This window comes from Nocardia sp. NPDC005366, assembly GCF_040606855.1.
GTDB lineage: Bacteria > Actinomycetota > Actinomycetes > Mycobacteriales > Mycobacteriaceae > Nocardia.
The window spans coordinates 146,520-159,760 of sequence record NZ_JBEXFQ010000015.1 but is presented as its reverse complement, the minus strand read 5'-3'; the positions used below and the strand labels follow the sequence as shown (position 1 = coordinate 159,760).

Genomic DNA, 13,241 nt, shown 5'->3' with positions numbered 1-13,241 from the left:
GTCGCCCGGTCCTGTGCCGGACCGGGCGACCGGGGTCAGAGCCAGAATCGGGTCAGGTAATTGCCGTAGCCCGACCATTCGCGTGGGACGCCGGACAATTCGAACAGCGCGTACACCGCGTCGAAGAACACGTGGTTGATGGACGGGGTCCACAGCAGCGCGAACAGGATGAGCATGCCGAAGGGTTTGAACTGGTCGAGCGAGCGCCGGGTCTCGTAGCTCAGCGAGGGTTCCAGAATTCCATACCCGTCCAGCCCCGGAATCGGCAAACTGTTCAACAGCGCCGCGGTGACCTGGAGGAATGCGAGAAAGCTCAGCCCGAACCAGAACGCGGGATGCGACGAGGAACTGCCGAATACCCGCACGATCACCAGCAGGATGATCGCGCACGCCGCGTTCACGGCGGGTCCGGCTCCGCTGACGATGCGCTGGATTCGCGCGCTGAAATTGTGGGTGTGCACGTATACCGCGCCGCCGGGTAAGCCGATTCCGCCGAGGGCGATGAAGACGATCGGCAGCACGACCGACAGCAGTGGATGCGAATACTTGAGCGGATTCAGCGTGAGATATCCGCGCAATTCCACTTCGTGATCGCCTGCGCGCCAGGCGATATAGGCGTGCGCGAATTCGTGCAGGCACAGCGAGACGATCCAGCCCGCCACCACGAGAATGAAAACGCCCAGCTTGGCGCGGGTCGAGTCGAGGTCGGCATCCCACGCCAGCGCTGCGCCCATGACGGTGATCGCGACGACCAGCAGAAAGATGGGGCTCGGACGCACAGCACCGCGACCGATGCGCTGCCGCGCAAAGGGGTTGTTCATCGCACCAGATACCAGGATTCGTGATGTCGGTAGAAACTCGAGCGGGGTACCGGCCGCTCGCTCCGGATGCCGTCCCTGGTCACCACCGCGCCGGGACTGCCGAGTTGCGCGGCCCTGCCCTCGATCCAGTTCCGCTTGCCGAACCTCCCCTTGCGGACGGCCGCCCGCACACCCGGCAGATACAGGGTGGGGGAGATATACATGGTCCTGACCTTGCCGGTGAACAGTTGAGTGTCGTCCACGTAGGCCTCGCCCTCGAGTTTCTCGTCGTCCACACCGGTGATGGTGGCGCGTCCGACGAGGACGGTGCCCGTGTCGTCACGGATCAGCGGAGTCTCGGTGGCGCGGCCCGCGATGGCTCGTTTCGCGGCGGCGTTACCGGAGCCGGTCTGGTAGGCGCGGGAACCGTAGGTCTTGTCGATGGGCACGTAGCCGATCTCGACGTGCAGACGTTCCGTCTTCATCAGATGGGTCAGCACCGCGGCGAGCGCCGCGTCCTCGCCGAGCACGATGAGCCGGGGCAGACTGTCCGCGGCGAGCACGGGAAGGAGTTCGTCGACGACGGAAGTCGCTGGGATGGCCGCTGTTTGGGTTGTCGGCAGTGCGGCGAGGGCAATGGGAACAGGGACGCCGTCGCAGCGGAGAACGTGAGTACTCAAACCGCCGTGCACCCTCCTCGGTCCCGCCGACACACCCGTCGGCCTACTCGCCACTTCCGGGCGAACCCGGCGTTGTGGCCCGCTCCGTGCCCAACCATAGCCCTGTTGATGCGGTCGTGTCGGTGGCGCGGCACCCGATACGGTTCCGAGCCGGTCATAGGGCATCGGCTAAAATGAGCTACCGGCCACCTCCTCCAGACGGGTAGGTAGCTGCAACACGCCTGTGTTGCGCCCCCAAACGTAGGAGACAAACCATGCCGGCAATCGTCCTGATCGGCGCCCAGTGGGGCGACGAGGGTAAGGGCAAAGCGACCGATCTGCTCGGTGGCCGCCTGCAATGGGTTGTCCGCTACCAGGGCGGTAACAATGCCGGTCACACCGTCGTTCTGCCCAACGGGGACAAATTCGCGCTGCACCTGATTCCCTCGGGAATCCTGACCCCCGGCGTCACCAATGTCATCGGCAACGGCGTAGTCGTCGACCCCGGCGTGCTGCTGGCCGAACTGGCGGGTCTGGAAGAGCGCGACGTCGACACCTCGGGCCTGCTGCTCTCCGCCGACGCGCACCTGATCATGCCGTACCACGTCGCGATCGATAAGGTCACCGAACGCTTCCTCGGCAACAAGAAGATCGGTACCACCGGTCGCGGCATCGGCCCGTGCTACCAGGACAAGGTCGCCAGGGTCGGCGTCCGGGTCGCCGACGTGCTCGACGAGAAGATCCTCACCCAGAAGGTGGAGGCCGCACTCGAGTTCAAGAACCAGGTGCTGGTCAAGATCTACAACCGGCGCGCCCTCGATCCGCAGCACGTGGTCGACGAGGTGCTCGAGCAGGCCGAAGGGTTCAAACATCGCATCGCCGATACCAGGCTGAAGCTCAACGAGGCACTCGAACGCGGTGACACGGTGCTGCTCGAGGGTTCGCAGGGCACGCTGCTCGACGTCGACCACGGCACCTACCCGTATGTGACCTCGTCGAACCCGACCTCCGGCGGCGCCGCTGTCGGCTCCGGCATCGGACCCAACAAGATCAATACGGTGCTCGGCATCCTCAAGTGCTACACCACCCGCGTCGGCTCCGGACCGTTCCCGACCGAACTGTTCGACCAGTTCGGTGAATTCCTCGCCAAGAACGGCGGCGAGGTCGGCGTCACGACCGGTCGCGCCCGGCGCTGCGGCTGGTTCGACGCGGTGATCGCCCGCTACGCGACCAGGGTCAACGGCATCACCGATTACTTCCTCACCAAACTGGATGTGCTGTCCGGCCTGGACACCGTGCCGATCTGCGTCGCCTACGACGTCGACGGCGAGCGCGTCGAGCAGATGCCGACCACGCAGACCGGCTTCCATCACGCCAAGCCGATCTTCGAGGAGATGCCGGGCTGGTGGGAGGACATCTCCGCGGCGCGTACCTTCGAGGAATTGCCCGCCAACGCCCGGGCGTACGTCGAACGGCTGGAAGAGTTGTCGGGGGCGCGGATCTCGTGCATCGGCGTCGGCCCCGGCCGGGATCAGACCATCGTCCGCCACGACGTATTGGGCTGACCGAGGAACCCGATTTCCCGGCGTGAACGCGGAGTGGTCCGGATGGGTCGCCGGGGAGATCCGCTCACAATAACAGTGTCTATGGTGCGGGATCGTAGACGGCGGGGATCCACTTGCGCGCGTTCGCAGTTCGCCGATGTCACCGATCCTGAACTGCGAAGACCTACGATTGAAGGATGGCTCGGAACTGGCCGATGATCGAGCGCGAGATCGAGTTCGACGCCATTCGGTCCGCGCTAGGTGGCAACGACTATGTCGGTGCGGTGCTGACCGGCGATGCGGGGGTGGGGAAGACGACGCTGGCCAGACAGGCCACCGCCGCGGTGGGCGGCAATATCCGGTGGGTGGCCGGCACCGAATCGGCCCGCAGCATCCCGCTCGGCGTTTTCGCCCATATGGTCGGCGTCTACACGGCACATGATCCGGTGACGTTCATGTCCGCCGCGCGTGAGGCGCTGCTGGCGGACGGGCACACCATCATCGGTGTCGACGACGCGCATCTGCTCGACCAACTCTCGGCGACGCTGCTGCTGCAACTGGCCATCGATAAAGCCGCGCATATCGTGGCGACCGTGCGCAGCGGGGTGCAGGTTCCCGACGCGGTCACCTCGCTGTGGAAGGACGGCCACCTGCTGCGGATCGACTTGCGGCCGTTCACCCAGCGCCAGAGCGTCGAACTGGTGGAATCGATGCTCGGCGGACAGCTGGAGGGTTTCACCGCCAATCTCATGTGGGAGTCCTCGGGCGGAAACGCGCTGTTCCTGCGGCATTTGGTGGAGGGCGCGCTGGAAGCGGGCACGCTGCGCCAGGTGAACGGCGTCTGGCAATTGCGCGGGCGGGCCGCGGTCACCTCCGAACTCGCCGCGCTGCTGGAGGATCGGGTCGAGCAACTTCCCGATCCGGTGCTCAAGGTGCTGGAACTGCTCACCTTCTGCGAACCGATCGATCTCGACGTCCTCGCCGAACTCGCGGGCGAGGAGGCGGTGGAATCCGCCGAAACCCGAGGTCTCATCAGGGTTGTGGAGAACTCCCGCCAACTGATCGTGCGCTACAACCATCCGCTGTTCGGCGAGGTGATCCGGCGCAGACTCGGCGTCGCCTCGGCCCGGCGATTACGGGGCCGGTTGTATTCCTCGCTCAAGGAGCGCCCGATCAAATCCGCCGCCGATCGGATACGGCTGGCCGAATTGGCCTTGGACAGTGATAAATCCGCCGATCTCGAACTTTTCGAAGCCGCCGCCGCCGACGCCATTCATCTGGCCAATCTGCCGCTGGGTGAGCGCTTCGCCCGCGCCGCGGTGGAACGGCGCGGCGGAGTCGAAGCCGCGGATCTGCTCGCCCGCGCGCTGCTGTGGCAGGGGCATCGGATCGAGGCCGAACGCACCCTGGCCAGTTTCGACCCGGACCGCCTCGACGAATTGCAGCTGGTCCGCTGGGGCAGCACCCGCGTGTCGAATCTGTTCTGGGCGGTGGGCGACGCCGATCGCGCCGACGAGGTGCTCGCCCAGGTGCGGGCGAAGGTGCAACATCCCAAGAGCGTGCTCGCGTTGACCGCCGTCGCCTCCGCGTGCGCGGTCAACGAGAACCGGCTCGAGGACGCCTTCGCCGATGCCGAAACGGTGATGAGGTCCCCCGCCGCGCCGAAATGGGCGGTCTGGTGGGCCTCTTTCGGCGGCGGTCTGGCCCTGGCGCTGATGGGGAAGGCCGAGGCGGCCAGAAAGTACGCGGCGCGCGGGCGCGACGTGGAAGGCGAGATCGACGGGCTCAACCGGTTCATCTCCACCCACGCCGAGGTGCTCGCGTTGACGCTGTCCGGTGAGTTGGAGGCCGCCAGACGTTGCGCCGCAGGCTATTTCGACTACTCCGCACCCGGCCTGTACTTGGCGTGGGGATTGTCGAAGATCTTGCAGGGTACCGCCGACGTCGCCAGTGGACGGTTCCCGGACGGTATCGAACATCTCGAACAGGCACTGGCCGCACTCGCCACCGAAGGGGCGGTGGCCTGGATGATTCCGGCGCGAATCCGACTGGCCGAAGCGTATTCCTCACTCGGCAGGGCCGAGGACGCCGCCGAATCCATCCGTGAAGCGGTCGCCCGCTCCGGCAGGCATACCGCCGTCTACGAACCGCAGATCGCCATCGCCCGCGCCTTCCACGCGGGCGCCGAGGGCACCGTCACCCTGGCCGTCCGGTTGGCGATGGACGCCGCCGACGCCGCCGCTCGATCCCGCCAACACGCCATCGAAGCCATGGCCCTGCATACCGCGGCCCGCTTCGGCGACAGTTCCGTCGCGGGCCGACTCGCCGACCTCGCCGCCCGGGTGGACGGACGACTCGTGCAGGCCCAAGCCGCACACGCGGTGGCGCTCGCCGCCCACGACGGCTCCGGATTGGACGCGGCCGCAGCCGAATTCGAGAAAATGGGCGCACTCCTCTCGGCCGCCGACGCCGCGGCGCAGGCCGCGACCGCACATGAACGCGCCGATGATCGCCGTCGCCTGCTCGAATCCGCCGCCGCGGCCAACCGCCTGGCCGCGGCCTGCGGTGGCGCCAGTACGCCCGCGCTGCGCCAAGCGGCCCAACCCCTGCCCCTGACCGCGCGGGAACGGGAGATCGCGAATCTGGTCGCGGCGGGATTGTCCAACCGGCAGATCGCCGACCGCCTCACCGTCTCGGTTCGCACCGTGGAGGGTCACCTCTACCGCGCCTGCATGAAAATGGACGTCACCGATCGCGAATCGCTCGGCGCGTTCATGCGCGGGGAATCGGCGAGCTGATCGCGGCGTCGCGTATACCAGCGGTTTGCTGAGCGTCGTCACGCGTTCGGAGTTACCGTCGGCAGTAACCGGCTGTGGAAGGTTGTGGACGCCTGTGCGTATATCGGTTGTGATCGGTGTGGCGATGCTCGCGCTCGGGTTGTCGGCCGGGTGCTCGGCCGAGCCGGGGACGCCGCGGCCGGTGGCGACCACCGTGACGCCGCCCGTGACGCCGCCTACGTCCTCCGTCGATCAGAACCCGGTGCAGCGCAATCAGCGAATCCGTCAGCGGCTACTGGAACTCGGATGCACGACCAACAGCTGCATCCAGACCTATTTCGCCTGTATGGACGGCTACCTGACCGGCGACCCCTGCGAGTTCTATCGTCAGCATCCGCCCGGTTGACCGCCGGTGACGACCGTCAGAAGAGGGTCGGTTCACCGAAGCCAGGGGTGCGCTCGATCTCGAGGAGACGCTGTTTGGTGGTGATCCCGCCGGGTGCGGAGAAGCCGTGCAACGCGTTGTCGGCGGCGAGTACGCGATGGCAGGGAATGATCAGGGGGATCGGATTGCGGCCGAGAGCCCGACCGACGGCTTGGGCAGCGCCCGGCGCGCCGACACGATCGGCCACTTGGCCGTAGCTGAGGGTGTGACCGGGGTCGATGGCGCGGGTGACGTCGTATACGCGGCGGTGGAAATCCGGAATAGCGCTGGTGTCCAACGGTATCCAGCGCAGATCGTCGAGTTCGCCCGCGAGGTGGGCTCGGATGCCGCCGACGGCTTCGGCGATCGCGCCGACCGGTTCGGCTTCGCGGACCGTGCCGTCCCCACCGGTTCCGGTGAGCGCGCGGGTGATGTGCGCCCGCAGCGCCGCCGGATCGGTGTCGGGAAGTGCGAACCGGAAGACGGTATCGCCGCTCCAGGCGATGGCACAGGGGCCGATCACGGTATCGAAGAGTGCCGCCCGCGCGGGCAGCCGAGTGGAGACACCCATGGGCTCAGTCTGCACTGCGGGTCTGACAACTTCGACCGCGCCAGTCCAGTTAGGAAAAACTGGCCTTGAAAGTGCCGCAGCTCGGATTCGGGATCGGTCGCCCCGCCGCGCGTCCGGGCTCGACGATCGGCCCAGCGACGAGTTCAGGCCGATCGAATCGGCTGTGAATCGCGGCAAGGTCGCAGTATCGCCGCTGTTCTTCGTAGTGGGAAGCGGAATTGTCGAGTAGTGGCCCCGGTGTGCGGAAGTGGTCGAGCGGGAAGGACTCCGCGCCGGACTTCGGGGCGAACCGATGGATCGCGTAGCCGAAGGCGGCGAGAATGGCGAGGGTGAGCAGCGCGGTCATGTACTCAGAATGAGTCCACTGGCCTTGCCTGGAAATATCCAATTGGTCAATACTGGCCTGTATGGCGACAAGAGTTATCGGCGCGGCCAGTCTGGCGAGGGATCTGGGCCGCTGGCGGAGTGCGGACGAGGACGGCACGGAAGGCTCCCGGCGTGCCGCGCGCCCGGCCTATCTCGCGCTCGCCGAGGGTATCCGGCTGCTCATTCACGACGGGCGGGCCCCGCTCGGGGTCGCCCTGCCCAGCGAACGCGATCTGGCCGCCACGCTCGGTGTCAGCCGCACCACCATCACCTCCACCTATACGCTGCTGCGCGAACACGGCTACCTGATCAGCCGTCAGGGCTCCCGCAGTACCGTGGCGCTGCCACCCGCGGTGCCGCACGACGGCGCCAAACCGGCCAGGAGCATTCTGGCGATGATGTCGCAGCCGGAACTGACGACCATCGACCTGACCTACGCCGCGATGGCCGCGCCGCCCGAAATGCAGGAGGCGTATTCCGTCGCGCTGGAAGGTCTTCCGGCCTACCTCGGCACCCACGGTATGGATCCGGTCGGTGTTCTCGCGCTGCGCGAGGCGCTGGCCCGCCGCTACACCGAACGCGGCCTGCCCACCGAACCGGACCAGATCCTGGTCACCCTCGGCGCGCAGCACGGCCTTCGACTGCTGCTCAATGTGCTGACCGCCCCGGCCGCCCGGGTGCTGATCGAACACCCGACCTATCCCAATGCCATCGAGGCCATTCGTGACGTCGGTGCGCGCCCGGTTCCGGTGCCGCTGCTGCTGGAGAATCACGAGCGCGGCTGGGATCTCGACGGAATCCGCAGCGCCGCAAGGCAAACCGCCGCCACACTGGCCTACCTCGTCCCGGATTTCAACAATCCGACCGGACTGCTCCTCGATGCCGACGGTCGCGCCGAACTGGCCGCCATCGCCAGGGAGACCAGGATGACGATCGTGGTTGACGAGTCGATGGTCGATCTCAGGCTGGATTCCGCCGTCGCGCCCCCACCGGTCGCCGCCTTCGCCAAGGGCGCCGAAATCGTCACCATCGGTTCGGCTTCCAAATCCTTCTGGGGCGGCCTGCGGGTCGGCTGGATTCGCACCAACCAGACGTTGATCACCAAACTGCTCGGCATCCGATCCACGGTCGACCTCGGAACGCCGGTCATGGACCAGCTCGCCACGGTACATCTGCTGGACAACGCGGACGGCATTCTGGACCGCCGTCGCGGCCAGTTGCGTTCCCAGCGCGCCGCGATGCTGGAAGCTCTCGCCGAGGAACTGCCGGACTGGCGGGTCAGCGAGGGCGCGGGCGGTATGTCCGCGGGCGGTATGTCACTGTGGGCGCAGCTTCCCGCCCCGGTCTCGACGGCCCTTGCCGCCACCGCCCCCAATTACGGTGTCCTACTCGCGGCCGGTCCACGTTTCGGCGTGCAGGGCGCCTTCGAACGTTTCCTGCGCCTGCCCTATACGCATCAGGAGCCCGAACTCCGGCTGGCCGTCAAAGCGATTGCGGCAGCGTACGAAGCGCTCACGCCCCGCGCCGTCGATCCGCTTCAGCCGCTCACCTGCTACTGAGTGGGCGAGCGAATTCGATCTCGGGCAGTATCGAGGTCATGGGCCCAACGACGGGACCGAGTGTCCCCGCAAGTGTCGAAGAATTCCGCGCGTTGGCGAGTAGCCGACTGCGACGATTCCCGCATCTCGAAGTCCCCGACGCACCGGATGTCCGCCGAGCCGCCGTGCTGCTCTGCGTGATCGCCCCGCCCGATCGAGCACCCGCGGTACTGGTCATCCGCCGTGCCTATCGCGGGCGCAACGCGGGGCAGTGGGGGCTGCCCGGCGGACGCCTCGACCAGGGGGAAACCGCTGAACAGGCGGCGATACGAGAACTGCGCGAAGAACTCGGGCTCACCGCTGCCCCCGCCGACCTGCTCGGTCGCCTCGATGACTTCCCCGCCACGTCCGGATTCGTCATCACGCCGTTCGTCGCCGCGCTCACCGGCGCGACCGCGCTGCGCCCGAGCCCGGACGAGGTGCATTCGGTCCACCTGGTCGATCTGAGCAGGCTGGCCGCCGACGACGTGCCGCATTGGGTGAGTCCTGGGCAGGCCGTGCGTCAGCACGAACTACCCGGCGACGGGTCCACGGTCGCTCCGGACGGGCCGGGGCTACTACAGATGCGTCTCGCGGATGATATGACCATCCACGCGCCGACCGGGGCGATGCTCTGGCAGTTCCGTGAGGTCATCCTGCTCGGTCGAGAGCCGGCCGAGGCGAGGATCGCCGATTTCGCCCAGCCCGACTGGACCCGTCACTGACGCGGCGTACGGCACGACCGGCGACTACGAGACCGTGCCGTACGCCGAGAAATCAGTCCGCCCAGACGGATTCGATCGGAGTGCCCTCCGTCGGCGGCGGGGTCGGGATGGCGGTGGGGGTGCGGGAGAAGCGCGGGGCGGGGGCATGCTGCACGATGCCGCCGATGTCCACCAGGCCGGTGCGCGCGACGATATGCGGGTTCTGCTCGGCTTCGGTGAAGGTGAGTACCGGGGTGGTGCAGGCGTCGGTACCCTCGAAGACCGCGGCCCATTCGTCGCGTGTCTTGGTCTTGAACTTCTCGGTGAACAGCTTCTTCAGCTGATCTTGTCCGTTCGGGTCGAGTTGCAGCGGCAGCCCCTCCGGATCGATCTCCAACCCCTTCAGCAGTTCCGCGTAGAACTGCGGCTCGATCGCGCCGACGGCCATGTATTTGCCGTCGGAGGTCTCGTAGGTGTCGTAGAAGGCCTGGCCGGTGTCGAGCAGGTTGGTGCCGCGTTCGTCGGACCAGAGGCCGACGCCGCGCATACCCCAGATCATGTGCGAAAGGGCGAGTGCGCCGTCGACCATCGCCGCGTCGATCACCTGGCCCTTACCGGAATTCTGCCGCTCGATGAGCGCGGCGAGGACGCCGAACACCAGGAACATGGAGCCGCCGCCGAAGTCGCCGACCATATTGAGCGGCGGCACCGGACGCTCGCCCTTGCGGCCGATGGCATGCAGCACGCCGGTCAGCGAGATGTAGTTGATGTCGTGGCCCGCGCGCTCGGCCAGCGGACCTTCCTGCCCCCACCCGGTCATGCGGCCGTAGACCAGCCGGGGATTGCGGGCCAGCGCCGCGTCCGGGCCCAGACCCATCCGTTCGGTGACACCGGGGCGGAAACCTTCGATCAGGACATCGGCCTTCTCGATCAGGCCGAGCACCTTCTCGATATCGGCCGGATCCTTCAGATTGGCCTCGACGATGGTGCGCCCGCGCCACTGCGCCCGCTCCATGTAGCCGGGGAAGAGTCCGGGGCGCTGCACTCGCACCACATCGGCGCCCAGGTCGGCCAGCAGCAACGCCGCGTGCGGACCAGGACCGATTCCGGCCAGCTCGACTACTTTGATGCCCGCGAGCGGGCCCTGCTTGGTGGCGGTGGTTGGTGTGCTCACGCCCTACCTCGGTTCGTCGTTGATCCAGCGCACCGGCGGTCCGGTGCCTCCCGGGAAAGCCGGCCCCGGGATGTATTGACAGTATGACAATAACGTCGGCTCTCACCCACCGGCCTGCTGCGCGGTGGACGTCACCCTTGACGGGTGACGTCCACGCGATCGGATCGCCCGTACTTTCGGGGTATCGAGACCGCGGCGTCGAACGCGGCTGACGCAGACGTTTTCTCCCGAATCCACAGTGCCGACCGTGCGCTGCCGCCGGTCAGCGGAACGGAGGACCGAGCACATGTCACCGAAGGAATACCGGCCGGGAACCGCTTTCCCCGGAGTCATCGGGCGGACCACCGACGAGTCGAGTCCGGCGTGGCCGCAGCCGGTGCGAGCCGTGCCGGGGGCTCCGAACGTTCTGTTCATCGTGTTCGACGACACCGGCTTCGGGCAATTCGGTTGTTACGGCAGTCCGATCGAGACGCCGAATCTGGACGCGCTCGCCGACAAGGGCTTGCTCTACAACAACATGCACACGACGGCGCTGTGCTCACCGTCGCGCTCGTGCATGATGACGGGCCGCAACCACCATGCCAACGCGATGGCGGGTATCACCGAGATCGCCACGGGATATCCGGGCTACAACGGAAATATCCCTTTCGAGAACGGTTTCCTCTCCGAGATGCTGTTGCGGCACGGATACAACACCTACCAGATCGGCAAATGGCATCTGGTGCCCTCGGAGCAGGAATCGGCCGCGGGCCCGTACGAGCGATGGCCGCTCGGTCGCGGCTTCGAACGGTTCTACGGCTTCCTCGGCGGCGACACCAGTCAGTGGTATCCGGACCTGGTCCACGACAATCACCAGGTCGAACCGCCCGCGACCCCCGAAGAGGGGTACCACCTGACCTCGGACCTGGTCGACAAGGCGATCTCCTTCATCGCCAGCGCGAAACAGGTCGCTCCGGACAAGCCGTTCTTCCTGAATTTCTGTACCGGCGCGACACATGCCCCCCATCACGTGCCCAAGGAATGGGCGGACCGCTATAGCGGCCGGTTCGACGAGGGCTGGGACGCCTACCGCGAATTCACGTTCGCCCGCCAGAAGCAACGCGGCGTCGTGCCATCGGACGCACAACTGTCCCGGCACGATCCGGATGTGCCGGAATGGAATTCGTTGCCCGCCGACCAACGCCGCCTGGCCGCGCGAATGATGGAGGTCTACGCCGGATTCCTGTCCCACACCGACCACCACATCGGGCGGTTGCTGGATTTCTTGAAGGAAACCGGCGAATTCGACAACACGCTGATCATGGTGGTGTCCGATAACGGGGCCAGCGCCGAGGGCGGTGTCACCGGAACCACGAACGAACTGCAATTCTTCAACAACGCCTCCGAACCCATCGAGGAAAGTCTGCGGGCGATCGATGAACTCGGCAGCCCGAGCACCTTCAATCATTACCCGTGGGGCTGGACCTGGGCGGGCAACACCCCGTTCCGCCGCTGGAAGCGTGAAACCTATCGCGGTGGCGCGAGCGATCCGTTCCTTGTCCACTGGCCGCGGGGGATCACCGCGAGCGGTGAGATCCGAACCCAGTACGCGCATCTGGTGGATATGGTTCCCACCGTCCTCGACGTGCTCGGAATCGAGCCGCCGATCACCATCAAGGGCGTACCCCAGTCGCCCCTGCACGGTGTCAGCTTCGCTCATACCTTCGACAACCCGGACGCGATCACCCGCCATCACACGCAGTACTTCGAGATGCTCGGCCACCGCGCCATCGACCATGACGGCTGGCGGGCCGTATGCCCCTGGCCCGGCCCCTCTTTCGCCGAAGCGGACAAAGCCTTCGGCACCCCCATCACCGCCGATGATCTGGGCGAACTGGACGCTCATCACTGGGAGCTGTTCTACATCGACGAGGATTTCGCCGAAACCCGGGATCTCGCGGCCCAGCATCCGGACAAACTCATCGAGATGATCTCGCTGTGGTACGTGGAGGCGGGCAAATACAACGTGCTGCCCATCGACAGCAGCACGCTGCAACGTCTTATCCAGGAACGCCCCCAGATCACCGCGGCGCAGACCAGTTACACGCTGCGCGCGGGCACCGACACCCTGCCCGCGGCCGTCGCACCCCGCGTGCTCAACCGCCCGCACAGCGTCACCGTCGACGTGGAGATCCCACCCGGCGGCGCCGAGGGCGTCCTGCTCTGCCAGGGCACCAACGTCGGGGGCTGGACCTTCTTCGTCAAGGACGGCCGATTGCACTACGCGCACAACTACGTTCGGCGCGCCCTATACCGCGTCGCCTCCACGGAGACCGTCCCCGAAGGCCGTCACGAACTGCGCTTCGAATTCGAACCCACCGGTGTCCCCGACATCACCAAGGGCAAAGGCGCACCGGGTAACGCCAAGCTCTATATCGACCGTCGCCTGGTCGGCCAGGAGGAATTCCCGGTCACCACACCGGTCGCCTTCAACCCCGGCGGCATGACCTGCGGGGCCAATCCAGGCTCCGCGATCACGCCCGATTATCGCCCGCCGTTCCGGTTCAGCGGCATGTTGCACAACGCCGTCGTCGACCTCTCCGGGGATCTGATCACCGATATCCCCAGCGAGATGCGCATGCATATGGCCCGGCAGTAGGCGACGA

11 protein-coding genes are annotated in these 13,241 nt (G+C 66.6%); 6 read left to right on the top strand and 5 right to left on the bottom strand.

Features of this window, described 5'->3' with window-relative positions:
- Nucleotides 1–35: 35 nt before the first annotated feature.
- Together ABZS43_RS19160 and ABZS43_RS19155 are read right to left on the bottom strand one after the other, a co-directional pair.
- Nucleotides 36–821: a site-2 protease family protein gene (locus ABZS43_RS19160; RefSeq protein WP_355037252.1), complete on the bottom strand. Its 786-nt coding sequence runs from the start codon at nucleotides 819–821 to the stop codon at nucleotides 36–38.
- Nucleotides 818–1,480 carry a hypothetical protein gene (locus ABZS43_RS19155; protein WP_355037251.1) on the bottom strand — a complete coding sequence of 221 codons (663 nt, stop codon included), beginning with the start codon at nucleotides 1,478–1,480 and terminating at the stop codon, nucleotides 818–820. Before ABZS43_RS19155 ends, ABZS43_RS19160 begins: the two co-directional genes overlap by 4 nt.
- Nucleotides 1,481–1,734: 254 nt before the next feature.
- Here ABZS43_RS19155 and ABZS43_RS19150 point away from each other — a divergent pair, with 254 nt between their 5' ends.
- From ABZS43_RS19150 to ABZS43_RS19140, 3 genes are all read left to right on the top strand, one after another.
- On the top strand, nucleotides 1,735–3,024 hold the full coding sequence (locus tag ABZS43_RS19150; protein ID WP_355037250.1) for an adenylosuccinate synthase: 1,290 nt from the start codon (nucleotides 1,735–1,737) through the stop codon (nucleotides 3,022–3,024).
- A 176-nt stretch (nucleotides 3,025–3,200) separates the two neighbouring features.
- Nucleotides 3,201–5,801 carry a LuxR C-terminal-related transcriptional regulator gene (locus ABZS43_RS19145; protein WP_355037249.1) on the top strand — a complete coding sequence of 867 codons (2,601 nt, stop codon included), beginning with the start codon at nucleotides 3,201–3,203 and terminating at the stop codon, nucleotides 5,799–5,801.
- Between the two features lie 94 nt (nucleotides 5,802–5,895).
- Complete coding sequence (locus tag ABZS43_RS19140; protein ID WP_355037248.1) at nucleotides 5,896–6,186, top strand: hypothetical protein; 291 nt, start codon at nucleotides 5,896–5,898, stop codon at nucleotides 6,184–6,186.
- A 16-nt stretch (nucleotides 6,187–6,202) separates the two neighbouring features.
- Here the strand turns inward: ABZS43_RS19140 and ABZS43_RS19135 are convergent, their stop codons facing one another.
- Nucleotides 6,203–6,775, bottom strand: coding sequence for a methylated-DNA--[protein]-cysteine S-methyltransferase (locus tag ABZS43_RS19135; protein ID WP_355037247.1), 573 nt, complete (start codon nucleotides 6,773–6,775; stop codon nucleotides 6,203–6,205).
- A gap of 49 nt (nucleotides 6,776–6,824) precedes the next feature.
- On the bottom strand, nucleotides 6,825–7,121 hold the full coding sequence (locus ABZS43_RS19130) for a hypothetical protein (protein ID WP_355037246.1): 297 nt from the start codon (nucleotides 7,119–7,121) through the stop codon (nucleotides 6,825–6,827).
- A 61-nt stretch (nucleotides 7,122–7,182) separates the two neighbouring features.
- On the opposite strand from ABZS43_RS19130, the gene ABZS43_RS19125 reads away from it, so the two are divergent.
- Together ABZS43_RS19125 and ABZS43_RS19120 are read left to right on the top strand one after the other, a co-directional pair.
- Complete coding sequence (locus ABZS43_RS19125; protein ID WP_355037245.1) at nucleotides 7,183–8,700, top strand: PLP-dependent aminotransferase family protein; 1,518 nt, start codon at nucleotides 7,183–7,185, stop codon at nucleotides 8,698–8,700.
- Between the two features lie 38 nt (nucleotides 8,701–8,738).
- Nucleotides 8,739–9,443 (top strand): CoA pyrophosphatase, encoded by a 705-nt coding sequence (locus ABZS43_RS19120; protein WP_355037244.1) that lies wholly within the window; start codon nucleotides 8,739–8,741, stop codon nucleotides 9,441–9,443.
- Between the two features lie 52 nt (nucleotides 9,444–9,495).
- On the opposite strand, the gene ABZS43_RS19115 is transcribed toward ABZS43_RS19120, so the two are convergent.
- The gene (locus tag ABZS43_RS19115) at nucleotides 9,496–10,596 is read right to left on the bottom strand and encodes a CaiB/BaiF CoA-transferase family protein (RefSeq protein WP_355037243.1); all 1,101 of its coding nucleotides are present in this window, start codon (nucleotides 10,594–10,596) and stop codon (nucleotides 9,496–9,498) included.
- Between the two features lie 286 nt (nucleotides 10,597–10,882).
- Between ABZS43_RS19115 and ABZS43_RS19110 the strand changes: the two genes are divergently transcribed.
- Complete coding sequence (locus ABZS43_RS19110) at nucleotides 10,883–13,234, top strand: arylsulfatase (RefSeq protein WP_355037242.1); 2,352 nt, start codon at nucleotides 10,883–10,885, stop codon at nucleotides 13,232–13,234.
- Nucleotides 13,235–13,241: the final 7 nt, after the last annotated feature.

Coding starts and splice junctions, on each gene's coding strand:
- ABZS43_RS19110 (WP_355037242.1), top strand. CDS start 10,883: ATGTCACCGAAGGAATACCGGCCGGGAACCGCTTTCCCCGGAGTCATC.
- ABZS43_RS19135 (WP_355037247.1), bottom strand. CDS start 6,775: ATGGGTGTCTCCACTCGGCTGCCCGCGCGGGCGGCACTCTTCGATACC.
- ABZS43_RS19125 (WP_355037245.1), top strand. CDS start 7,183: ATGGCGACAAGAGTTATCGGCGCGGCCAGTCTGGCGAGGGATCTGGGC.
- ABZS43_RS19160 (WP_355037252.1), bottom strand. CDS start 821: ATGAACAACCCCTTTGCGCGGCAGCGCATCGGTCGCGGTGCTGTGCGT.
- ABZS43_RS19120 (WP_355037244.1), top strand. CDS start 8,739: ATGGGCCCAACGACGGGACCGAGTGTCCCCGCAAGTGTCGAAGAATTC.
- ABZS43_RS19130 (WP_355037246.1), bottom strand. CDS start 7,121: ATGACCGCGCTGCTCACCCTCGCCATTCTCGCCGCCTTCGGCTACGCG.
- ABZS43_RS19150 (WP_355037250.1), top strand. CDS start 1,735: ATGCCGGCAATCGTCCTGATCGGCGCCCAGTGGGGCGACGAGGGTAAG.
- ABZS43_RS19145 (WP_355037249.1), top strand. CDS start 3,201: ATGGCTCGGAACTGGCCGATGATCGAGCGCGAGATCGAGTTCGACGCC.